At 72.3% G+C, this 21,029-nt stretch carries 21 protein-coding genes; 14 read left to right on the top strand and 7 right to left on the bottom strand.

Annotated elements, in window-relative coordinates:
- Positions 1-53: 53 nt before the first annotated feature.
- Positions 54-599, top strand: coding sequence for a hypothetical protein (locus AC0QU1_RS26140; RefSeq protein ID WP_483573562.1), 546 nt, complete (start codon positions 54-56; stop codon positions 597-599).
- Positions 596-1,204 (top strand): hypothetical protein, encoded by a 609-nt coding sequence (locus AC0QU1_RS26135; RefSeq protein WP_483573561.1) that lies wholly within the window; start codon positions 596-598, stop codon positions 1,202-1,204. Before AC0QU1_RS26140 ends, AC0QU1_RS26135 begins: the two co-directional genes overlap by 4 nt.
- Positions 1,205-1,360: 156 nt before the next feature.
- Here AC0QU1_RS26135 and AC0QU1_RS26130 read toward each other — a convergent pair whose 3' ends face one another.
- The 5 genes from AC0QU1_RS26130 to AC0QU1_RS26110 all read right to left on the bottom strand — a co-directional run bounded on the left by AC0QU1_RS26130 (position 1,361) and on the right by AC0QU1_RS26110 (position 6,657).
- Entirely contained in the window at positions 1,361-2,029 is a 669-nt protein-coding gene (locus AC0QU1_RS26130; RefSeq protein WP_483573560.1) for an HNH endonuclease family protein, read from the bottom strand.
- 232 nt (positions 2,030-2,261) lie between these two features.
- Positions 2,262-3,788, bottom strand: coding sequence for a hypothetical protein (locus AC0QU1_RS26125; RefSeq protein WP_483573559.1), 1,527 nt, complete (start codon positions 3,786-3,788; stop codon positions 2,262-2,264).
- Positions 3,785-5,251, bottom strand: a complete 1,467-nt coding sequence (gene mptB / locus AC0QU1_RS26120) for a polyprenol phosphomannose-dependent alpha 1,6 mannosyltransferase MptB (RefSeq protein WP_483573558.1) — start codon at positions 5,249-5,251, stop codon at positions 3,785-3,787. The genes AC0QU1_RS26125 and mptB overlap by 4 nt, the downstream gene beginning before the upstream one ends.
- Before the next feature lie 349 nt (positions 5,252-5,600).
- Entirely contained in the window at positions 5,601-6,188 is a 588-nt protein-coding gene (locus AC0QU1_RS26115) for a hypothetical protein (protein ID WP_483573557.1), read from the bottom strand.
- A 190-nt stretch (positions 6,189-6,378) separates the two neighbouring features.
- On the bottom strand, positions 6,379-6,657 hold the full coding sequence (locus AC0QU1_RS26110; RefSeq protein ID WP_483573556.1) for a hypothetical protein: 279 nt from the start codon (positions 6,655-6,657) through the stop codon (positions 6,379-6,381).
- 323 nt (positions 6,658-6,980) lie between these two features.
- On the opposite strand from AC0QU1_RS26110, the gene AC0QU1_RS26105 reads away from it, so the two are divergent.
- From AC0QU1_RS26105 to AC0QU1_RS26060, 10 genes are all read left to right on the top strand, one after another.
- A complete protein-coding gene (locus AC0QU1_RS26105) occupies positions 6,981-8,798 on the top strand; it encodes a M15 family metallopeptidase (RefSeq protein WP_483573555.1) in 1,818 nt (605 codons plus the stop codon).
- Between the two features lie 8 nt (positions 8,799-8,806).
- On the top strand, positions 8,807-9,121 hold the full coding sequence (locus AC0QU1_RS26100) for a DUF2087 domain-containing protein (protein WP_483573554.1): 315 nt from the start codon (positions 8,807-8,809) through the stop codon (positions 9,119-9,121).
- Between the two features lie 89 nt (positions 9,122-9,210).
- On the top strand, positions 9,211-9,678 hold the full coding sequence (locus AC0QU1_RS26095) for an aminoacyl-tRNA deacylase (RefSeq protein ID WP_483573553.1): 468 nt from the start codon (positions 9,211-9,213) through the stop codon (positions 9,676-9,678).
- Positions 9,679-9,975: 297 nt separating this feature from the next.
- On the top strand, positions 9,976-10,323 hold the full coding sequence (locus AC0QU1_RS26090) for an STAS domain-containing protein (protein ID WP_483573552.1): 348 nt from the start codon (positions 9,976-9,978) through the stop codon (positions 10,321-10,323).
- Between the two features lie 77 nt (positions 10,324-10,400).
- Positions 10,401-11,657, top strand: coding sequence for an FAD-binding protein (locus tag AC0QU1_RS26085; RefSeq protein WP_483573551.1), 1,257 nt, complete (start codon positions 10,401-10,403; stop codon positions 11,655-11,657).
- A 66-nt stretch (positions 11,658-11,723) separates the two neighbouring features.
- Positions 11,724-13,286 carry a sodium-dependent transporter gene (locus AC0QU1_RS26080; RefSeq protein WP_483573550.1) on the top strand — a complete coding sequence of 521 codons (1,563 nt, stop codon included), beginning with the start codon at positions 11,724-11,726 and terminating at the stop codon, positions 13,284-13,286.
- The gene (locus tag AC0QU1_RS26075) at positions 13,283-13,459 is read left to right on the top strand and encodes a methionine/alanine import family NSS transporter small subunit (protein WP_483573549.1); all 177 of its coding nucleotides are present in this window, start codon (positions 13,283-13,285) and stop codon (positions 13,457-13,459) included. The genes AC0QU1_RS26080 and AC0QU1_RS26075 overlap by 4 nt, the downstream gene beginning before the upstream one ends.
- Before the next feature lie 251 nt (positions 13,460-13,710).
- Positions 13,711-14,643, top strand: a complete 933-nt coding sequence (locus tag AC0QU1_RS26070) for an ABC transporter substrate-binding protein (protein ID WP_483573548.1) — start codon at positions 13,711-13,713, stop codon at positions 14,641-14,643.
- Positions 14,644-14,734: 91 nt separating this feature from the next.
- Positions 14,735-15,700: an amino acid ABC transporter permease gene (locus AC0QU1_RS26065; RefSeq protein WP_483573547.1), complete on the top strand. Its 966-nt coding sequence runs from the start codon at positions 14,735-14,737 to the stop codon at positions 15,698-15,700.
- Complete coding sequence (locus AC0QU1_RS26060; RefSeq protein ID WP_483573546.1) at positions 15,697-16,509, top strand: amino acid ABC transporter ATP-binding protein; 813 nt, start codon at positions 15,697-15,699, stop codon at positions 16,507-16,509. The genes AC0QU1_RS26065 and AC0QU1_RS26060 overlap by 4 nt, the downstream gene beginning before the upstream one ends.
- Positions 16,510-16,565: 56 nt before the next feature.
- Here AC0QU1_RS26060 and AC0QU1_RS26055 read toward each other — a convergent pair whose 3' ends face one another.
- Both AC0QU1_RS26055 and AC0QU1_RS26050 read right to left on the bottom strand, forming a co-directional pair.
- Positions 16,566-17,630 carry a sensor histidine kinase gene (locus AC0QU1_RS26055; protein WP_483573545.1) on the bottom strand — a complete coding sequence of 355 codons (1,065 nt, stop codon included), beginning with the start codon at positions 17,628-17,630 and terminating at the stop codon, positions 16,566-16,568.
- Positions 17,627-18,493 (bottom strand): response regulator transcription factor, encoded by an 867-nt coding sequence (locus AC0QU1_RS26050; protein WP_483573544.1) that lies wholly within the window; start codon positions 18,491-18,493, stop codon positions 17,627-17,629. The genes AC0QU1_RS26055 and AC0QU1_RS26050 overlap by 4 nt, the downstream gene beginning before the upstream one ends.
- 562 nt (positions 18,494-19,055) lie before the next feature.
- On the opposite strand from AC0QU1_RS26050, the gene AC0QU1_RS26045 reads away from it, so the two are divergent.
- Both AC0QU1_RS26045 and AC0QU1_RS26040 read left to right on the top strand, forming a co-directional pair.
- Positions 19,056-19,517, top strand: a complete 462-nt coding sequence (locus tag AC0QU1_RS26045; RefSeq protein WP_483616343.1) for a SigE family RNA polymerase sigma factor — start codon at positions 19,056-19,058, stop codon at positions 19,515-19,517.
- Positions 19,518-19,519: 2 nt separating this feature from the next.
- The gene (locus AC0QU1_RS26040; protein ID WP_483616341.1) at positions 19,520-20,875 is read left to right on the top strand and encodes a hypothetical protein; all 1,356 of its coding nucleotides are present in this window, start codon (positions 19,520-19,522) and stop codon (positions 20,873-20,875) included.
- Positions 20,876-21,029: the final 154 nt, after the last annotated feature.

The raw sequence follows: 21,029 nt of genomic DNA, 5'->3' as shown, positions 1-21,029 counted from the left end.
AAGAGGAGCGGGATGCCTGAGCAGAACGTGGTCGACGTGGTGGGGGGCGCACGATGAGCCCCGAGACGATCGCGCGCTCCGTGCAGCGCCTGAACGCGGCGGGCGTCGGCTGGCCGACGACGCGCCGGGTCGCCATCACCGTGCGGCTCGCCGGGCTGGCCGACGTGATCGCGCTCGGCGAGGGGGTGGTCCCGGGGCCGACGGCGGCGCGGGACGCCGTCGGGCACGTGCTGCGCGCTGCCGGGAGGGAGGCGGACCCGGCCGCCGCGCTCCGCGAGATCGCCAAGGTCCAGCGGGTGCTGTCGGTGCTGGAGTCGGCCGAACGGGAGCGTGCCGGGGCCGGGCACGAGGCCGGTCCGGATGGGCCGCTTGAGCCGGTCACGCTCAGGGCTTCGGGCCGTCCGGCGGACCGGCCTACCCGCGACCGCTCGGCCCGCGACCGCTCGGCCGCTGGTCGTGCGACGCGCGAGCGCTCCGCTGCCGATCGCGCGGCCACCGACCGTCCGACGGCGGAGCGCGCGACCACCGATCGCGCGACCACCACCTCCCGGTCCCTGCCCGTCCGGCCGGTCCACCGGGCCGGCGAAGGCCCGGCATGACGCTCAGCGAGCTCATCGACCTGTGCGAGAGGCAGATCAATGAGCTGAGCCGCAGACGCCGTGGTTTCGAGCACCTCGACGCGCCGGAGTACGTCGAGGTGCTGATCGACGACCTGCGCGCCGCGGCGTCCGGCTGGGGAGCGCCCGTCCAGAGCCCGCCCGACGGGAACCCGGTGGCGCTCCGGGGCAACGCCCAGGCCGTGCGGGACGCCGCGGCGGGCCTCCGCACCATGCAGACCGCGCTGCGCGGCCACGCCACGATCGTGCTGGAGGTGCAGGGTCTCGACGCGATGGCCGGCACCCTCGACGACTACGCGGCCGCGCTGGAGTCCGCGCAGGCCGGCCATGCGTCCGGCGCCGCGAGCCTGCGCGCCGCCGAGCAGAGTGCCGCTCGGCTTCCGTCGATCGGGAGCAGCGCGGGGCCGGACGAGGTCGCCGCCGCGTCCGGCGCCGCGATCGCCGTCCTCGATGAGGCCTGTGTCGGGTACGCCCTCTGCCAGGACGCCTACCAGAGCGTGCTCGACGCCGAGGAGGCGCTCCGCGTCGCGCTGTCCGGCGCCGCGACGACGCGCGGTGCGGCGCCGCGGGACGAGGACGCGGCGTAGCGGGGCCGCCCGGGTAGGTCGCAGCGAGCAGGTCACACAGCGCGAGCGGTCGTACAGCGCGAGCCGGTCGTACAGCGCGAGCCGGTCGCACAGGGAAGAACAGAAGCAGGGCGCCCGGCGGACGCCCTGCTTCGTGCTTCCGGGTGGTGCGGCCGATCAGTACGAGCAGGTGTTCAGCAGGTTCTGCAGCGCCGTCTTCTCCGCGGAGTCCACGGTGAGGTCCCAGCGGTACTTCGTGTGGATCCACATCTTCGAGTACGCGCAGCGCTTGCTGGCCAGCGGCGGGACCCACTCGGCGGGGTCCTTGTCGCTCTTCGAGACGTTCACCTCGGACGTGACGGCGATGAGCTGCGGGCCGGTGAGGTCGTTCGCGAAGTCCTGCCGCCGGGAGGTGGTCCACGAGCTGGCGCCCGAGTACCAGGCCTCGGCCAGGGCCACGATGTGGTCGATGTCGATGTCCGACGCCGCCGTGCGGGTCTGGCCGTCGAACTCGCTGTACCAGCTTCCCGACGTCGGGTAGCAGTCGCTGCCGACCTGCACGTTGCTGCCGTCGCGCTGCAGCACCACCTCGCGGGTGTTGCAGTTGTTGCCCTGGCTGATCCAGTGCGGGAACAGGTCCCGGTTGTACGGCGTCGAAGCACCCTCCGCCCGCACGGTGAGCGCGTTCAGCTCGGACTGCACCTGCGCCTTGGAGGGGATGTCCGGGGGGTAGGCGCCCGCCGGCTGCGGGTAGACCACGAGGAGGAGTGCGACGAGCGCGAGCGCCGTGACGGACGCGACGAGATGCCGGACCCGGAGCCCGCGCTGGGAGACGAACGACGACATGGGGCGGACCTTCCTTGAGACTGACCTGGGCGTTCATCGTCTGGGCCGCCAGTGACGACCATATGACCCGGATGTGACGGTTGGAGAAATTTCACCCATTAGACCGGGTTTGTGGCCGAGCAGAACCAGCCGCCTTGGCGGCTCAGGGCCTGTGGAGCGGCGGAGGGCGTCGGGCCGTTCCGAACCAGCCGACGCTTGCGGAACCGGCGGACGCGCCCCGAACCGACCGGCGTCAGCGCACGCCGGCGCTCGCCGGCAGTGCCGGGTTCACCGGTACGGCGGCCCGGCTCGCGCGCAGCGCGGCCAGCGTCGCGACGACGGCGCCGGCGACGCCCAGGATGCCGACCACAGCGGCGAGCGTGGTCGGCTCCGCGTAGAGTCCCGGCTCCGCCGGCGTGGTCAGCTCGGCGAAGAGCCAGCTGATGAGGTCCGCCGTCGCGACAGCCCCCCACAGCGGCACGAGCAGCCGGGGCCGCCACGTGAGCCCGGCGGCCACACCGAGGAACAGCGGCAGTGCGACGGGGAGCAGGTACCGCGGGAACAGGCTGCCGCTCGCGGCGCTGTACAGCACCTGCACGGTCAGGGAGACGGCGACGGCCGCCCAGGGCAGGAGGGTGACCAGGAGCCGGTCCGCCGGGTGCCAGCCGTCGCCGGTCCGCTCGCCGGTCGATGCGGCAGTCCGGACAGTGGTCCGTCCAGCGCCCGGTCCGCCGGAGCTTGCCGTCCGGCCGCGGCGCCGCAGCAGGCGGGTCACCAGCGCGACGGCGAGCGGGGTCCAGAGCAGCAGGACCGTGGTGATCACCATGGTGGTGGCCGCATACGGCGCCGCAGGGGAGACGCGGCCCGCCCACCAGAACAGGTCGGGCAGCCGGGCCCACGTGACCGGGTCCACCAGCACCTGCCACACGGGCCGCTCCAGGCGCACCTGGTTGGCCAGCGCCCAGTCGAAGTGTGAACCCTGGACGTTCCCGGTCAGGGCGAGGTTGCGGGCGTAGAACCAGCCAGCGGCGGCCAGTGCGGCCACGGGTCCGCCGACGGCGAGGCCGACGACCGGACCCCACGCGCCCCGGCGCTGAGCGGCCCGCAGCGCCCCCGCCAGCACGACGAATGCGCCGATGACGGCGGCGATGAGCGCCGTGGACAGCCGTGACAGTGCGCACGCCGCCGCCAGCAGGCTCAGCAGGACGACGAGGCGGGTGTCCAGGCCGCGACGGATCGCCGTCGCGCCCAGCCCGAACATCGTGGTCACGAGGACGGCCGCGAGCATGTCGTTGAAGGCGCTGCCTCCGGCGTGCGCGACGGCGGCGGCCAGGCCCGCCGCGAACGCGACGAGCTGCGGCAGCGGGCTCTCCTGGCGGCAGATCCGGCGCGCGCTCCACCAGGTCACCAGTACGAACAACCCCGCAAGGAGCACGTTCACCGCGCGGGCGGCGTACACCGCGGCGACGGGGTGGCCGGCGTCGACCAGGGGGCCGACGAACCAGGACACGAGCAGGTAGAACAGCGGCGGGTGCTGGGCGGTCCACTGGACGGGAGGCACCACCGCGCCGTCGGGCCGGAAGACGAGGCCCTCCTCGAAGACGGGGAGGCTGCCGTGCCACACCTGGTAGGCGTAGTCCATGTGCGGGGGCTCGTCGCCGGTGGCGTAGGGCGGGTCGACCAGCAGCACGGTGAGCGAGAGCAGCACCGCGCTCAGGGCCGCGGCGCCCACCGCGGCACGTCGCGGGTCGGCGAGGAGCCGCCGGAGAGCGCGGGTCATCCGATCCTGGCCAGCCCGGCGTCGGCAATGTGGCGGACCCGTTCGCGGCTTCGCCGGGTCAGCAGCAGGATCGCCATCAGCGCCGCGACGGACATCGCGCCGACCATGATGATCAGGTAGGCGCCGTGCAGCGACGAGTCCAGCGGCGCGACGAGGCCCGCGAGCACGGAGACCGCGAGGACGGCCACGGTGCCGACGCGCGGCAGCCGCAGGGCCGCAAGGAACGGCGTCAGCCAGAGCAGGTACCAGAGGTGTACGACGGGGCTGAGCAGGAGCGAGGCGCCGATGAGGAGGGCGGCCCCGCGCACGGCGGAGGGCGCGTTCCCCGTGGGCCGGCGCAGCGCGATCCAGCCGGCGACCACGAGGAGGGCGACCATCGCGAGCCCCCGGACCAGGTCCCGGAAGGCGGTGGGATCGAGCCCCGACCCGACTGTCGCGGAGACCCAGTCGAGCACCTGTCCGACGAGGGTCGGGACCGAGAGCAGGGTGTCGAGGGAGACCGGGACGCTCAGCGCCCCGATCCAGCCGACCCCGAGGCCCCACAGGATGCCGCTCCCGACGAGGGTCCCGACCGAGACCGCCGCGACGAGCGCCAGGCGCCGCACCCGGTCGACGAGCAGCGCGCCGGCCGGGAGCGAGACCAGGACGACCAGCACGCAGATCAGTCCGCCGGGGAGCTTGACGGCAGCGGCCAGGCCACCCAGCACCGCACCGGTCGCCCAGCCGCGCTCGACGCCGGCCACCAGCGCGGCGGCCATGAGGCCCACCATCAGCAGGTCGTTGTGCAGGCCCCCGACACCGTTGGCCATCATGAGCGGCGACGCGAGCACGACGGCGGAGGCCAGGGCCGGGTTGGCGCCGGTCCAGCCGGCCATCTTCGGCACGGCCCACGCCAGCAGCACCAGCCCGACCAGGGCCACCAGCCGGTGTACGACGACGAGCGCCCACGGGTCGCTGGTCAGGCCGGCACCGAGGTCCCCGAAGATCAGCGGCAGCGGGCCGTACGGCGCGGGCGTCTCCATCCAGCGCGGGTCGACGGCCTCGACGATCGGGCCGACGAGCGCCGCCGGCCCGTTCTCGTACGGCGACACCCCGAGGTTGGTCAGCATGCCCTGCGCGGCGTACGACCAGCCGTCGCGGGAGAAGAGCGGGGGAGCCGGCAGCAGGGGCACGGACCAGAGCACGGTGGCCCGCCGGACCAGCTCCAGCGCTCCCGCCTGCTCCGCTCCTTCGGCACCGGCGACGGCCCGGCACAGCGCCAGCCAGGCCGCGGCGAGCAGGCCCAGACCGAGCAGCACGACGGTGAGCCCCACCATCCGCCCCGCCGTGTGGCTGCGCAAGGTGGCCAGCGGCTCGCTGTCCAGGATCGGCGCGGACTCGGGCAGTGCGGAGACCACCAGTCCTCCGAGCAGGACCAGCACGGCTCCGACAACGCCACGGGTCAACACGCTCGGGGTCAGCACGCTCGCAACATAGGGGCGGGCCGGTACGCGATTCCGACGCCTGCACGAACACCACCCCAACGCTGGGTGTCCGGGCAGCGAACACTTGCTGCTCAGGGGCGATATTCCGTCGGTGACGGTCGGCAGCGCCGTCGACGGCGATGTGGTCCAGGCCCGGGATGCGACGCGCGCGGATCTGTGGTCACCGGGGCAAAGAGAGCGACGGCGGGGTGGCGCGGAGAAGATCTCCGCACCACCCCGCCGTCGTCCTCGCGCGCGCCGCCGCACTGTGCGCCGGCCGTGCTGCGCCGGCCGTGCTGCGCGCCGGCTCGGCCGTGCGCCGGCCGCACCGCGCACCGGCCCGGTGGGCTCAGACGGCGCCGGCGGTCAGCAGGCCGAGGTAGTAGCCGAGGCCGACCAGCAGGAGGGCACCGACGGTCTCGATGATCGCGAGCGCGAGGCCCCAGCGGGCGAGCCACAGGTCGAAGCCCTCCTTGCCGGCGCGGGCGACCGCCACGGCGTTCAGGATGACGCCGACGATGGGCAGGGCCGCGAGGAAGAAGGTGAGGAGGCTGAAGACCGCGGTCTGCGGGTCCTCTTCCTCCTCCTCGGCGGCAGGGGCCGCGACGGCGGTCGCGACCGCGGCGGGGGCGGCGACCGCGGCAGCGGCCGTCTCGACGACGGCGGGGGCCTCGACGGCCTGCGCCTCGGCGACGGTCTCGGTCTGGGCGGGGGTCTCGGCCGGGGCGGCCTCCGCCTGCGCGGTCTCGGTCGCCGGCTCGGCGGTCTCGGCGGCGGGGGCCTCGGTAACGGTCTCGGTCGCGGGGGCCTCGGTCTCCGCCTTCGCCTCGGACGTCGCCGCCGGCTCGGCGGTCTCGGTCTCCACGACCTCGGTGGCGGTCGCCGCCGCGTTCTCTTCGGTCGTGGCCTCGGGGGTCGTGGTGTCGGGCGTGGTCATGGTGGTAGTGCTCCCCTGGTTGCAGGTTTTAGAAAATGTCAGGCCATATTGTGGAGTATCCGAATGGTCTTGGATAGACCGTTATGCACACCAAGTGCGACAGCGGCCGCCGCTCCCGGAGGAACGGCGGCCGCTGTGCTGCTGAGGGCGCTGCCGGGCGCCTCGACCGGGCACCCGGCAGCGCCCGGGCTCACATGGTCGTGGCGCCAGGGATGGAGAGCGCCGCGTAGACGCCGATCCCGACGAACACCAGGTACAGCACGGTGAAGATGATCGAGAGCGCCAGGCCCCACTTCGCAAGCTTGCTGTCCAGGCCCGCCTTGCCGGCCTTCGACACGGCGATCGCCGAGAGGATGATCCCGATCGGCGGGGTGAGGAACGCGAGCACGAAGCCGACGACGGCCAGGGTGTTCGCCTGCGGGTCCTGGGCTGCGCCCTGGACGGCAGGTGCGTTGGGAGTCTCGGTCATGAGGGACTTCCTTCCACGGCCGCGACGGCGGCCGCTCGGTTGCGGGCGCGGGCGCGCCCGTACGGACCCGGGTCAGTGTGGAGTATTCCGGGATGTACCGGGAAGACTTCATTGCGGTATACGTCCGAATCGTTACCCTTGTCGATCGTGGAGCGCCTCGCTCGCGAGGGGCGTCACAGACCCAGGGGTTCGGCGTCTTCTTGGTGAGGGGCGGTTCACCTGGGTGCCGATAATTACGCCGCTCGAATTCACCTAAGCGTGCGAGGATCCGAATCGCACGTACCGCGCGCCGCCCGACGGCGCACCGACCGAGGGGACGACGCGTGAACGACCTGGCGAGGTTGCGGCACATCCCCCGTGCAGAGCTGCGCAGGTACCTCCGCACCGCCTGGACCGGCGCCGTCGCCACGGTGATCGCCGTCGGCGTGCTGGTCATGGCCGCGTCGAGCGTCCCGGCCTCGCACGTGGCCAGCGGTGAGCGCGACCTCCCCATCCGGCTCTACGGCCTGGTCGAGAACGTGTCCGTCGGCGAGACCGAGACGGCCCCCGAGGGTGTGACGCTGGGCCAGATCGTCGCCGTCCTCGAACGCGCCGAACGCGAGGCCCGCGAGCAGGGGCCGAACTTCAGCCCCACGGTCGCGCAGGCGGCCGCCGAGCTGGGCATGCTCTACACCACGTACCAGATGCAGCAGCTCGCCTTCGGCGAGAACAACGAGGGCCTCCGCATCGAGGACGCGCCTGTCGCCCGTGGATCCGAGCCGGACGGCGGCCGGACGCCGGACGCCGACCAGAACGGCGGCGAGCAGGACGCCGACCAGCAGGACGGCGCAGGACAAGGCGACGGCAACCAGAACGGCGGCCAGAACGCCAACGACCGGAACGGCGGCCAGCAGGACGACGGCGCCGGCGCCAACGACGGCGACACCAACAACGGCGACACGAACAACGGCGACACGTCTGACGACGACACCGAGCAGCCGCCCTCGGACGAGGACGACGACACGCCGGCCGTGCAGGTGTCGGACGAGCACACGTCCGAGGTCGGGTCGCACACCGAGGACGCCCACGGCGGCTACATCACCTACGACCAGGTGGTGATCGCGGCCATCCGGCTGGCGAACATGCTCGACCCGTCGTCGCCCAACGCGCTGGTCGAGGTGGACGGCGTCGAGGAGCGCGCGGGCGTATCGCTGCGCGAGAGCCTGCTCGACGTCGTGTCCATGTTCGGCGGCTCCACTCTCGGCTACGCGAACGGCCGCATCCCGGCCGCGGTGCTGTGCCCGCTGGAGTTCGCGCCGGGGCACATGCTGCGCTGCGATGCCGCGGAACGGCTGACCGCGCTGAGCGAGGAGTTCGAGGAGGAGTTCGGCTACCCGATCCCGATCACCGACTCCTACCGGTCCTACGAGCTGCAGGTGATGGTGGCCAACACCAAGCCGCACCTCGCGGCCATCCCGGGGACGTCGAACCACGGCTGGGGTCTGGCCGTTGACATGGACAACCCGATCGCGGGCGGCAACTCGCCCGAGTACGTCTGGCTGCGGCTGCACGGTCCGGACTACGGCTGGGACAACCCGTCCTGGGCCCGGCTCGGCGGCGCCAAGCCCGAGCCCTGGCACTTCGAGTTCTTCGCGGCCGGCTCCATCCCGAACCGCGCCATCGACCCCTCCGACGTCGGCATGTGGAGCCCCGACGACTCCACCACCCCGCGTTACAAGCCGGCGCTCGACCCCAAGCCGAAGAACGGCGACGAGAAGTCCGACGACGACAAGCGCAAGCCGCGCACGAAGCCGTCGGACCGGCCGGGCGACAACCCGTCGTCGCCCAGGCCGTCGGACCCGGACCCGGAGCCGAGCGTCCCCGAGCCGAGCGACCCGACGCCCCCGAAGCCGACGAAGCCGCCGACGAAGCCCACGACGAAGCCGACGCCCACCCCGACACCGACGCCCTCGACGTCGCCGTCACCTTCCCCGTCGCCGTCCCCCTCGACCTCGGAGCCGGCGCAGAGCCCGTCGCCGTCGTCGAGCGAGTCCGCCGACACCGACGACCCGACGCCGTCGCCCAGCCCCTCGGTGTCGCCCAGCCCGCTGGCGACGATGCCGAAGGAGCCCGCCGTCGTCACCGAGGACACCGAGGACTGACCGCACGCGTGACGACCGAGCAAGACCCGAGCGAGCGCGCGGCGCGCGCCGTCGACGACCCGCGGCGCTTCCTGCGGTCCGGGCGGCTGGAGGCGATGCCGCGCCGCTGGCGTGACAAGATCGCCGTGACGCGGTACCTGGCGGTGCAGGCGCTGCCTACGCTCCTGGAGCCGATGACGGAGCGGGAGCTGACGGACCGGCTGAAGGGTCTGGCACACGATCCCGTGGCGGTGCGGCGTGCGATGGTGGACCAGGGCCTGGTGCAGCGCACGCGCGACGGCGCAGAGTACTGGCGCACCGAGCGCACCGAGTACGACGACTGAGCCGGGGGTGCGGTCCGAGTTGCCCCGCGGGTGATCCTTGACCATATTGCGAGACAACGCAGACTCGCGTTTTCAGGATAGGAAATGGCATGAGCGAAGAACGCGCCGTCGCAGCGCTGGAGGCGGCGGGGATCCCGTTCGAGATCACGCGGCACGGCCAGGTCGCGAGCCTGGCCGAGGCCGCCGCCGCGCGCGGCGTCGACCCGGCGAAGCTGATCAAGACGATAGTGGTGCGCAGGGCCGACGACGACTTCCTGTTCGTGCTCGTCCCGGGTGACCGGCAGATCTCGTGGCCCAAGCTGCGCGCCCTGCTCGGTGTCTCGCGGCTGTCGATGCCAAACAAGGACGTGGCGTTCGAGGTCACGGGCTACGAGAGGGGAACCATCACCCCGTTCGGGGCGTTGCACAAGTGGCCCGTCGTCGCGGACTCCCGGCTCAGCGAGCCGGGGCCCGTGTCGATCGGCGGAGGCGCTCACGGCGTGGGCGCAACGGTCGATGCCGTCGACCTCACGACGGCGCTCGATGCCACGGTTGCGGACGTGACCGACCCTGCCTGAGACTCTCGGGCAGGCGCCGAGCAGGCCCGCGACGATGCGGAAGCCCGGCCAGTTCTCCTTCGTGCAACGTGACCGTAACGCCTGGGGGGTGGACGGAAGCCGGGTGCCGGGTGAACACTCGCCGTAGGCAATTCTTGCCCCGGTGGGGCAAGGAGTGGTCAGACAGCACCAAGAAGTGTCCAAGTCGACGTCCACGTCAGTGTGTGGACGTCAGCGTCTAACGAAGTCGAGGCCCGACCAATGCAGGACGGAGCGAATGACCCCATGGACCCTCTCCCGTCAGACACAGCGCAGGACATGGTTCCCGGACGACTGGGATCCGGTATTGCGTGCCGGAACACCTACGAGGGCACGGTGCTGACCCTCTGGGGTGACATCGACGCACTCCTGCGCGAGAACGCGAGCGAGGCGATGGCCACGCTCGCGGCACGACCCGACCCCGATCCCGTCATCGTCGACGCTCGGGACGTCACGTTCATCGACTCCTCCGGGGTCGCCTTCATCCTCCAGGTGTTCGTGCTCGGCGAGGAGACGGGTTCGCCCGTGCTGCTCCGCGAGCCGTCGGCCGTGGTGATGGAGGTCCTCGACATGGTCGGTATCAGTCAGCGGATCCCGGTGGTCCGCAACGCCGCGGCCAGCGCCTGAGCCGCCGCTGACACAGGCCGCTGACACAGTCTGAACGCTCGCGTCCGGCGGGGGCGCAGGGGTGGCACCCTGGTCCGGTGAAGAACTGGGCAGCGAACCTCACCTACTCCTCCGCGCGCGTCGAGCGTCCCCGGACCCTCGCGGAGCTTGCCGGCATCGTCGCCGGCGAGCCCCGCGTCCGGGCCCTCGGGTCACGCCACTCGTTCTGCGACGTCGCCGACACGACGGGCGTGCACGTCCAGCTCGACCAGCTCGACGACGGCAGGGCGGCCCTCGAGGTCGACCCCGTGACGGGTGTGGCATCGGTCCGCGGCGGCCTGCGCTACGGCGACGTCGTGGCCGACCTGCACGCGCAGGGCCGGGCGCTGGCCGCGATGGCCTCGCTGCCGCACATCTCGGTGGCCGGCGCCGTCGCGACCGGAACCCACGGCTCGGGTGACGGGACGCGCTCGCTCGCGGGGGACGTCGTCGGCGTGGAGCTGGTGACCGCCGACGGCGAGGTGCGGACGCTGCGCCGGGGTGACGCCGACTTTCCGGGATCGGTCGTGGCGCTCGGCGCCCTCGGGGTCGTGACCCGGGTGGAGCTCGCCACGGCGCCGACGTTCGACGTGCGCCAGGACGTGTTCACCGGCCTGCCGTGGGACGCGCTGTTCGAGAACCTCGACGCCGTCATGGGCAGCGCCTACTCTGTGAGCGTCTTCACGAGCTGGTTCGAGCCCGACGTCCGCCTGGTCTGGTGCAAGTCCCGGGTGGACGACGGCGTGGGCGCGGCCCCGGCGCTCCCGGCCCAGCTCGGGGCGGCCCCGGCGACCCGGGCGATGCACCCGCTGCCGAACGTCGCGGCGGTCGCGTGCACAGAGCAGGGCGGGGTGCCCGGGCCGTGGTTCGAGCGGCTGCCGCACTTCCGCCTGGACTTCACGCCGTCGCTGGGCGAGGAGCTGCAGTCGGAGTACCTGCTGCCGCGCGTGGCGGGGGCCGACGCCGTCCGCGCCGTGCGTGCCCTCGGGGACCGGATCGGGCCGCTGCTGCTCACGTCCGAGATCCGCACGGTCGCCGGCGACGGCCTGTGGCTCAGCACCACGCCGGGCGACAGCCTGGCCCTGCACTTCACCTGGCGGCAGGACTGGCCGGGCGTCCGGGCCGTGCTGCCGGAGCTGGAGGCGGCGCTGCTGCCGCTCGGCGCACGGCCGCACTGGGGCAAGCTGTTCATGGTCCCCGTGGCCGACCTTCCGGGCCTCTACCCGCGGTTCGGCGACTTCGTCGAGCTGGCCGCGCGCCTCGACCCGACCGGCACGTTCCGCGGCGGATACGTGGAGAAGCTGCTCGCCGGGTGACGCCCTGCAGAACGCCTGCCCGAGGTCAAGTTCGCGTTTCGGGTGATTTTCTCGGAGGATCGGAGCATGAGCGACGCGCAGAGCACTACCGCGGAGCCCGAGAAGCGCGAGGAGTTCAGCGGGCAGCTGGGCTTCATCCTGTCCGCCGTCGGGTCCGCCGTCGGACTGGGGAACATCTGGCGCTTCCCGGGGGTGGCCTACGAGAACGGCGGTGGCGCCTTCCTGGTGCCCTACCTGATCGCGCTGCTTACGGCGGGCATCCCCATCCTGTTCCTCGACTACGCGGTCGGGCACCGGTTCCGTGGCTCGGCGCCGCTGGCGTTCCGCCGGGTCAAGCACTGGCTGGAAGGCCTCGGCTGGTTCCAGGTGGCCATCTGCTTCGTCATCGCCGTCTACTACGCGGTGATCATCGCGTGGGCGCTCAGCTTCTTCGTGTACTCGTTCGACCTGCGCTGGGGCGACGACACGGCGGCCTTCTTCACCGGCACCTACCTCCAGCTCGCCGACGTCGGCGGCGCCGACCCCTGGTTCACGCTCGACTTCGTGCCCGCTGTGCTGATCCCCCTGGCGCTCGTGTGGGTGGCGACGATCGTCGTGCTTGCGGCGGGCGTGGCCAAGGGCCTGGAGAAGGTCAACCTGGTGTTCATGCCGCTGCTGCTGCTCGCGTTCGGCACGCTCGTGGTGCGGGCCCTGTTCCTGCCGGGCGCCGCCGACGGGCTGAACGCGCTGTTCACCCCTGACTGGGGCGCGATGGCCGACCCGAACGTGTGGATAGCCGCCTACAGCCAGATCTTCTTCTCGCTGTCCATCGCGTTCGGGATCATGATCACGTACGCGTCGTACCGCAGGCGCCGCGCCAACCTGACCTCGCCCGGCTTCGTGGTCGCGTTCGCCAACTCGGGCTTCGAGGTGTTCGCCGGCATCGGCGTGTTCGCAGCGCTCGGCTTCCTCGCCCACGAGCAGGGCCTCGCCGTGGCGGAGCTGGAGGGCATCACCGGCCCCATCCTCGCGTTCGTGACGTTCCCCGCCCTGGTCTCGCAGATGCCGGCCGGAGGCTTGTTCGGAGCGCTGTTCTTCGGTTCGCTGGTGATGGCCGGCTACACGTCGCTGCTGTCCATCCTGCAGGTGGTCTCGGCGTCGTTCCAGGAGAAGTTCGGCTGGACGCGCGTGCAGGCCTCCGTCCGCATCGGTGTGGTGTCGGCGGTGCTCTCCGTGCTGGCGTTCTCCACCACCACGGGCCTGGTCGCGCTCGACACCGTCGACCAGTGGGCCAACAACATCGGCATCGTGGCCTCGGCGGTCGCGACGACCGTCGTCATCGGGTGGGTGCTGCGGCGGACCGAGGAGATGCGGTTCCACCTGAACGGGGTGTCCACCATCCCGGTGGGCCGCTGGTGGACGTTCTGCATCGTCGTGCTCGGCCCTGTAGTGCTCACGGCCATGCTGGTCTCGCGCATCGTGAGCCTGGTCCTGGAGGGCTACGAGGGGTACCCCGGGTGGTATCTCAACGTGATGGGCTGGGGCATCGTCGCCCTGTTCGTGGTGATGGCGCTCGTGCTCACCCGGATGCGGTGGCGCGTCCAGCCCGACGAGTTCGATGCCTGGCCGACGTTCGGAGGTAAGTCATGAGCGGCGCAGCGATCACACTGCTGGTCGTCTCGCTCGTCGTCGTGTGGGGCGGGCTCGCGGTGAGCATCGTGGCCCTGGCCCGGCGGCCGGAGCGGACCGACTGGCCGCACGGCTGGCAGCACGAGGGCGGCCCGGAGGACCGCCCGGACGAGCCGGTCGAGCACGACACCTGACGGCCGGCAGACGTAAGCGCAGGTCAGCCCGCTGTGAAGCGGGCGAAATCTATCAGAAACATGCCCTTCATCACAGTGTGACAATCGTCTCAAACTTGCGGGTTTACGCCAGCGACCAGTCACGGTTGGGTGAGACTCGAGTCGAGGCGCCCCAGGCGCCGTCGGGTTCTCTGCTCCCCTGATGACAGAGATCTGTCGGGTCGTACAGGGGCCTCGCGAGATGTCTTGATAACCCGACCAGGAGACCCCTGATGCGCAGGCTTTCCGCCCTGACCGCCACCGCAGCACTCGCCGTGGCCACCCTCGCCCTGACCGCGTGCACCGACGCGTCGCAGCAGCCGGCGGACGCCGGCACCGGCGCTTCCGACGAGGCTAGCGCCGATGCGTCGTTCGACCCCTCGACCATCGAGGTCGACGACGAGATCGCCGCACTGCTCCCGAAGGAGATCGCCGACAAGGGCACGCTGTCCGTCGGCTCGGACACCGCGTACGCGCCCGCGGAGTTCATCGACGTCGACGGCGAGACGCCGGTCGGGTTCGACGTCGACATGGTCAACGCCGTCGCCGCGGTGCTCGGCCTGGAGGCCGACGTCCAGTCGGCCGCGTTCGACGGGATCATCCCCGCGATCGGCTCGAAGTACGACCTGGGCGTCTCCGCGTTCACCATCACGGACGAGCGCACGGCCCAGGTCAACATGATCAGCTACGCCACCGCCGGCTCGCAGTACGGCGTCGCGGCGGGCAACCCGGAGGACTTCGACCCGGAGAACCTGTGCGGCAGCACCATCGGCGTGCAGACTTCGACCATCCAGGACGAGGAGCTCACCGAGGCCACCAAGACGTGCGAGGAGGACGGCGAGGAGCCCATCGACGTCGTGCGCTACGAGTCGCAGGCCGACGTGACCACCAACCTCGTGGGCGGCAAGCTCCAGGCCATGTACGCCGACTCGCCGATCACCGCCTACGCGGTCGAGCAGACCGGTGGCGAGGTCGAGACCATCGGCGACGTCCTGGACGCGGCGCCGTACGGCATCGCCGTCGCGCAGGACGACGAGAAGCTGACCGAGGCCGTCCAGGCCGCCGTGCAGAAGCTGATCGACGACGGTGTGCTCGAGGAGGCCTTCGCCGCCTGGGGCAGCCAGGACGCCGTCGTGGACGAGGCCGAGCTGAACCCGGCCGAGTGACCCGTCCGCTCGGGTGCACGGCGCCCGTGGTCAGCACCACGTGCTGCCGCGGGTACCGTGCACTCATCTTTTCGAGGGAAGGAGGGGCGACGTGACGACGCAGACCCCCGCGGGCGACCCCGTGCCCAACCGCATCCACGCGCGGCCCGTGCCGCGACCCGGCCGGCTCGTCGCGGCGGCCGTGGTGCTCGTGCTGGCCGCCATGGTGGCCAACGCGCTGATCACCAACGAGAACTTCCGCTGGGACGTGGTCTGGCTCTACCTGCGTGACGTCGTGGTGATCCGGGGCGTCATGTGGACGCTGGTGCTCACGTTCGCGTCCATGGCGATCGCCGTGGTGCTCGCGGTCACGCTCGCGATGATGCGCCGGTCGGACAACCCGGTGATGCGCTGGGTGAGCTGGGTCTACATCTGGTTCTTCCGCGGGACGCCGATCTACACCCAGCTCATCTTCTGGGGCCTGATCGCCGTGCTCTACCCGCGGCTGTCGCTGGGCATCCCCTTCGGTCCCGAGTTCTTCTCGTTCCGTACCGACGACGTGATCACCGCCTTCTGGGCGGCGCTCCTCGGCCTCGCGCTCAACGAGGCGGCGTACCTCGCCGAGATCGTGCGCGCGGGCCTGACCTCGGTGGATCCAGGCCAGACCGAGGCGGCGAAGGCCCTCGGGATGAAGGACGGCAAGATCATGCGCCGCATCGTGCTGCCGCAGGCCATGCGCGTCATCGTGCCGCCGACCGGCAACGAGACCATCTCGATGCTCAAGACCACGTCCCTCGTGGTCGCCGTGCCGTTCACGCTGGAGCTGCAGTTCGCGACGTCCGCGATGGGCAACCGCGAGTTCCTGCCCATCCCGTTCCTGGTCATCGCCGCGCTCTGGTACCTGCTCATCACCTCGGTCCTGATGGTGGGCCAGCACTACCTGGAGCAGTACTACGGGCGCGGGTTCGGCACGAGCACCCGGCGCCGGGGCCGCGGGAAGGGTCCGGGCGGCCGGCAGGCCGCGATCGCGGCCGCCGGTACCGTGAAGGTGGACATCGCCAAGGAGGTGACGCCATGAGCGTCGTCGATCCCCCTGCCCACGCTGTCGACGCCGTGGACATGGTCACCGTGCGCGGCGTGCACAAGGTGTTCGGCCACGGGCACGACGCCGTGCACGTCCTGAAGGGTGTGGACCTCGACGTCGTGCGCGGGTCCGTCACGGTGATCCTCGGCCCGTCCGGGTCCGGCAAGTCCACCCTGCTGCGCTGCATCAACGAGCTGGAGGAGATCACCGGCGGCTCCGTCGTCGTCGGCGGTGACCTCATGGGCTACCGGAAGGACGCCAAGGGTGTGCTGCACCGGCTGCACCCCAAGGCGGTGGCGCGGCAGCGCTCGCGGATCGGCATGGTGTTCCAGCGGTTCCACCTGTTCCCGCACATGACGGCGCTGGAGAACGTCATGGAGGCGCCGGTGCAGGTGCGCGGCCTGTCGAAGCAGGCGGCCCGGCAGCGGGCGCTGGAGCTGATCGAGCGCGTGGGGCTGGCCGAGCGGATGGACCACTACCCGGCGCAGCTCTCCGGCGGCCAGCAGCAGCGGGTGGCCATCGCGCGGGCGCTGGCGATGGACCCGGAGCTCATGCTGTTCGACGAGCCGACGTCGGCGCTCGACCCCGAGCTCGTGGGCGAGGTGCTGTCGGTGATGAAGGACCTGGCGCGGTCCGGCATGACGATGATCGTGGTGACGCACGAGATCGGGTTCGCCCGCGAGGTCGCCGACCACGTCGTGTTCATGGACGACGGCGTGATCGTCGAGTCGGGCAAGCCGTCGGCGGTGCTCGACGACCCGAAGGAGCAGCGCACCAGGGACTTCCTGGCGCACGTGCTGTGACCGTGCGGGCCGGAGGTGCGGGTCTCTCGCGTGACCCGTGCCTCCGACCCGGAGCCTCAGGCCGGCAGGCGGACCTCGAAGCGGCAGCCGCCGTTCACGTTGCTGACCGACGCCGTCCCCGCGTGGGCCTCGGCCACTCCACGGACGATGGAGAGGCCGAGGCCCGCCCCGCTTCCCGGGGTGTCCCCGCGCTCGGGCGTGCGCGCGCCGGAGCTGCGCCAGCCCGCCTCGAAGACGCGGCCGAGGTCCGCCTCCGGGATGCCGCCGCACTCGTCCTCGACGGCGATCACCACGGTCTTGGCCGGCTTGGCGTCGGGCTTGGCGCCCGGGTTCTTGGCCGCGGCCCCGGCGGAGTCCTCGCACGCCACCGCCACGCGCACCGTGCCGCCCGGGCCGGTGTGCCGGATCGCGTTCACCAGCAGGTTCTGCAGCGCCCGCCCGACGTCCTGGGCGTCGAGCGACGTCACGACCGGATCGGTGACGTCCCAGGCGAGGGTGACCCCGCCGGCGTCGGCAAGGGGCTGGGCGGCGGCGATCGCGTCGGAGGCGAGGTCGGCGACGGCCACCGGCTCGCGGCGCAGCGTCGTCGTCGAGGACTGGAGGCGGGAGAGGGCGAGCAGGTCGTCGACCATGGCGGCCATGCGCCGGTTCTCCGCCAGGATGCGGGGCACGTACTCGTCCACCCGGCCGACGCCGTCCTCCAGCGCCTCCGCCAGGGCCCGCACGGCGGCCAGCGGCGTGCGCAGGTCGTGCGACACCCAGGCCACCATCTCGCGGCGGCGCAGCTCGACCTCGCGGTCGCGCTCGCGGGCCGCCTTCTCGGCGGCGGCCGCCGTGGTCACCCTGCGGATGCGCGCGGTCAGCACCAGTCCGACGGCGAGCGCCACCGGAACCGTCGCGAGCAGGAGCAGCAGGACGGTCGTGGAGTCGTCGTCGGACAGGAACATCGCCCGGGCGCTCGCGTAGACGCCCGCCGCGACCGAGCCCACCACGACGAGCGGGGCGAGGGTCGCCGCGAGCGCGACCCGGCGGCGGGCCAGGGCGAACAGGGCGAACGCGCCCGCCGTGCCCACCACGGCGGCGACAGAGACGGACAGGATCACGCCTTCGAGGTTGTTCACGCGGCGCCTCCCGTCGCTGCAGGGCCCGCCGGGCCGGGCGGCGCCGGAGTCGGCGGCGTGGCGTCCCACCGGTAGCCGACGCCGAATACGGTCACCAGGCGCTTCGGCCGGGAGGGGTCGGCCTCCACCTTCTCGCGCAGCCGCCGGACGTGCACCGTCACGGTCGACTGGTCGCCGTACTCCCAGCCCCAGACGCCGCGCATGAGTGCCTCGCGGTCGTGCACCTGGCCGGGGTGGGTGAGGAACCAGCGCAGCAGCTCGAACTCGCGCACCGTGAGCTGCAGCTCGGTTCCGGACCGCGTGACGCGGTGCGCCACGGGGTCGAGGCGCAGGTCGCCGTCGTACAGGGCGACCGCAGCCTCCGGGGAGCCGGAACCGCCCGCGGGGGGCGGGCCGGACGGCGCCGCGACGGCGCCGAGCCGGGCCGTCGCGCCGGGCGGCCAGGCCGTCCCGCCGGGTTCCGCGCCCGGCCGGGCCGGATCCGCCGGGCCGACGCCGGCACCGGCCCGGCGCAGCAGGGACTGCACCCGCAGCACGAGCTCGCGCGGGCTGAAGGGCTTGACCACGTAGTCGTCGGCGCCGAGCTGCAGGCCCAGCACGCGGTCCTCCTCTTCGCCGCGCGCCGTCAGCATGAGCACGGGCAGGTCGGCGCGGGCTGCGCGCAGCCGCCGGCAGACCTCGAGGCCGTCGATGCCGGGCAGCATGAGGTCGAGCACGACGGCGTCGGGCGGGTTCGCGGCGGCGGCGGCCAGGCCGGCGGGGCCGTCGGCGGCATGCTCGGCGGCGACACCGGCGCGTTCGAGGTAGGCGACGACCACCTGCGCGACGGTGGCGTCGTCGTCGATCACGAGAACTCTGGCCACGCCTCAGGGTACGGGTGGGCCGGGCGGAATCCCGGCGTCGGACCGGGGGCGTCAGGACCTCGTAAGAACCGTTCGCGGGGCGGCGGCGAAGCACCCCTGTCCGCCGGAATCCGGCGGATCGGCGGTGGCGTGGTCCGGATCACACTGTTCCGACGAATTTCTGTAGATCCATATGGAACCTTCGTCCCGGTCAGCCCGTGTTCCGTTCGTGACAGTCACGAGTCCGCGCGTCCAGGCGCCAGAGTCATGGGTCATCGAGCCCGTGATCCTGCGCGTCGTGCGCGCCGACTCCAGCTCTGCGGACGACCTGGAGACCGTGACCACCGAGCAGAACACCCCAGACTCCTCATCCACCACGACCAGCACGACCGAGGCCGAATCCGTCCCAGCCACCCGGCCGCTCACGGTGGTACGGGGTGGGGCGGTGGCCGCCGATGACGTAGCCTCGCTGCCCGTGCGTACAGACCGGCCCAGGGCCACTCACGCGCGCAGGAACGCACAGGCTACGAAGAACGAAGAGTTCACGGCGTTCATGCGAGAGGCCAAGGATCCGCTGCACCGGATGGCCTTCCTTCTGAGCGGTGATGCGCACCGTGCCGAGGAGCTCACCCAGCAGACCTTCGAGCGGTGCTACCGCCACTGGCACAAGGCCCGGCAGGGCGACCCGCTGGTGTATGCGCGGCGGGTGCTGGCCAACCTGCGGATCGATACCTGGCGCCGCACGCGGCGCGAGATCCTGACCGGCCCCGACGAGCTGCCGCAGGACGAGGTCCAGGTCGCTCGCCAGTCGGCCAGGACGCCCACGCGCACCGTGGACGACCGCGACGCCGTCGTGCGCGCCCTGCTGCGCCTCCCCCTGAAGCAGCGCCGAGTCGTGGTGCTGCGTCATCTCCTGGACCTCTCGGAGTCCGAGGTGTCGAGCGAGCTCGGCATCCCGCTCGGCACCGTCAAGTCCACAGCCTCGCGCGGCCTCGCCCACCTGCGCGCGATCCTCGATCTCGACTCACTGGGCGGAACCCGATGAACATGAACCCCTCCCACGGCGCTCCCGACGACGACTTCGTCGCCCGGATCCGCGAGTCGGCGCACGCGGCGGTGCCGCCGTCGACGCTGGATCTGGACAGCGTGCTGCGGTCGAGCCGGCGCAAGCACACCACGCGGCGTGCGAGCGTCACGCTGGCCTCCACGCTGGCGCTCGCCACGGTCGGCGCGGGTGCGGCGGGTGCGCTCCCCGGCATCCCGGGCCTGTGGAGCAGCGCGCCGGTCGAGGTGGCGCCCAGCACCGAGGTGCCGCAGCTCATGGAGACGGTTCCGGTCGAGCCCGCACCGCCGTCGCCCACCGCCATCCCGTCGCCGGACCCGGAGGCCGAGGTCGCGTACCTCGCGCCGGGCGTGGCCACGGTGGCGAAGCCGGCGGCCTACCGCGTCGACGCCGACACCGCCGTGCTCGACCTGGGGCTGGACGCAGGGGGCGGCGAACGGTACCTCGCGGTGGTGACCCTGGCGAAGATCGACGGGCGCCACAGCGCGACGGACCTGGAGGTGCTCTCGGGCGGCGACACCGCCCTGGCGAACCTCCGCGCGGGGAACCTCGGCGGAACCCTGCTCTGGCGCGGCGTCACGTCCGACGCGATGGTCCTGCCGTCCGACGGCGGTCCGGCACTCGTGTTCGGCTTCTCGTCCGGGGCGACCGAGGGGGACCAGTTCCTTGTCTTCGACGACCCGCAGACCGATGGTGCCGCGGACGCGCAGGGGGCGTCCGCGTCACCGGGGGCCGGAACCGGCGGCGCCGGCACGGGTGCGTCCCAGGCGGGCGCGTCGCTCCGCGTCACGCCGTTCGACGTGCTCGGCGACGGCAGTGTGTGGATGCGGGTCCTGCAGGTGGACCGCTCGACGGCGGAGCCGCGCGGGTTCGTCTACGCGAGCCAGGGCACCTGGAGCGCCTCGTGGTGCCGCAGCACCTCGCCCGACTGCGCGGTCATCCACGACGTCGCGGCCAAGACGGTGGCGACGCCGCAGGCCGTGGCACCGGCGCCGATGGTGGCGGAGCTCGCCCCGATGCTGGCCGAGAACGCGCAGGCGAACGAGGTCCCGGCGATGGAGGCGTGCGTCGCACAGCGCACCGGGACCAGCTGGACGGCGCCGCCGCAGCTCACGGGCCGGTCGTTCTGGCGGGCGCCGCCCGGCGTGGACTCCAACGTCTGGCGGCTGTGCCTGATCGACATGAGCGAGGCGCTGCAGCTCGCCTCGACGGGCGAGGTCCAGCCCGACGGCGAGGTGTCGCCCAGCCCGGTGCCGAGCAGGCCGGCGCCGACCGAGACTCCCGAGGACAGCGATCCGCTGGGCCTCGGTGAACTCCTGGAGGGACTCTTCGGGGGGTAACAGACTTCCCGGTCCACGTCTCGTCTGGGGAGATGGCGTGGGCCGGGAACACACGAGCGGGCCGAGGCAGAGTCTGGGGATCTGCCTCGGCCCGTTCTCTTTGTTCTTGGGCGCTTCTGTTCTCGGCTGGCGTGCCCGGGTCTTGGTTCCGTCC

It is taken from the genome of Promicromonospora noduliphila (assembly GCF_056951025.1).
Note: the sequence above shows the minus strand (reverse complement) of the source record. Positions and strands in the feature narration are given on the sequence as shown.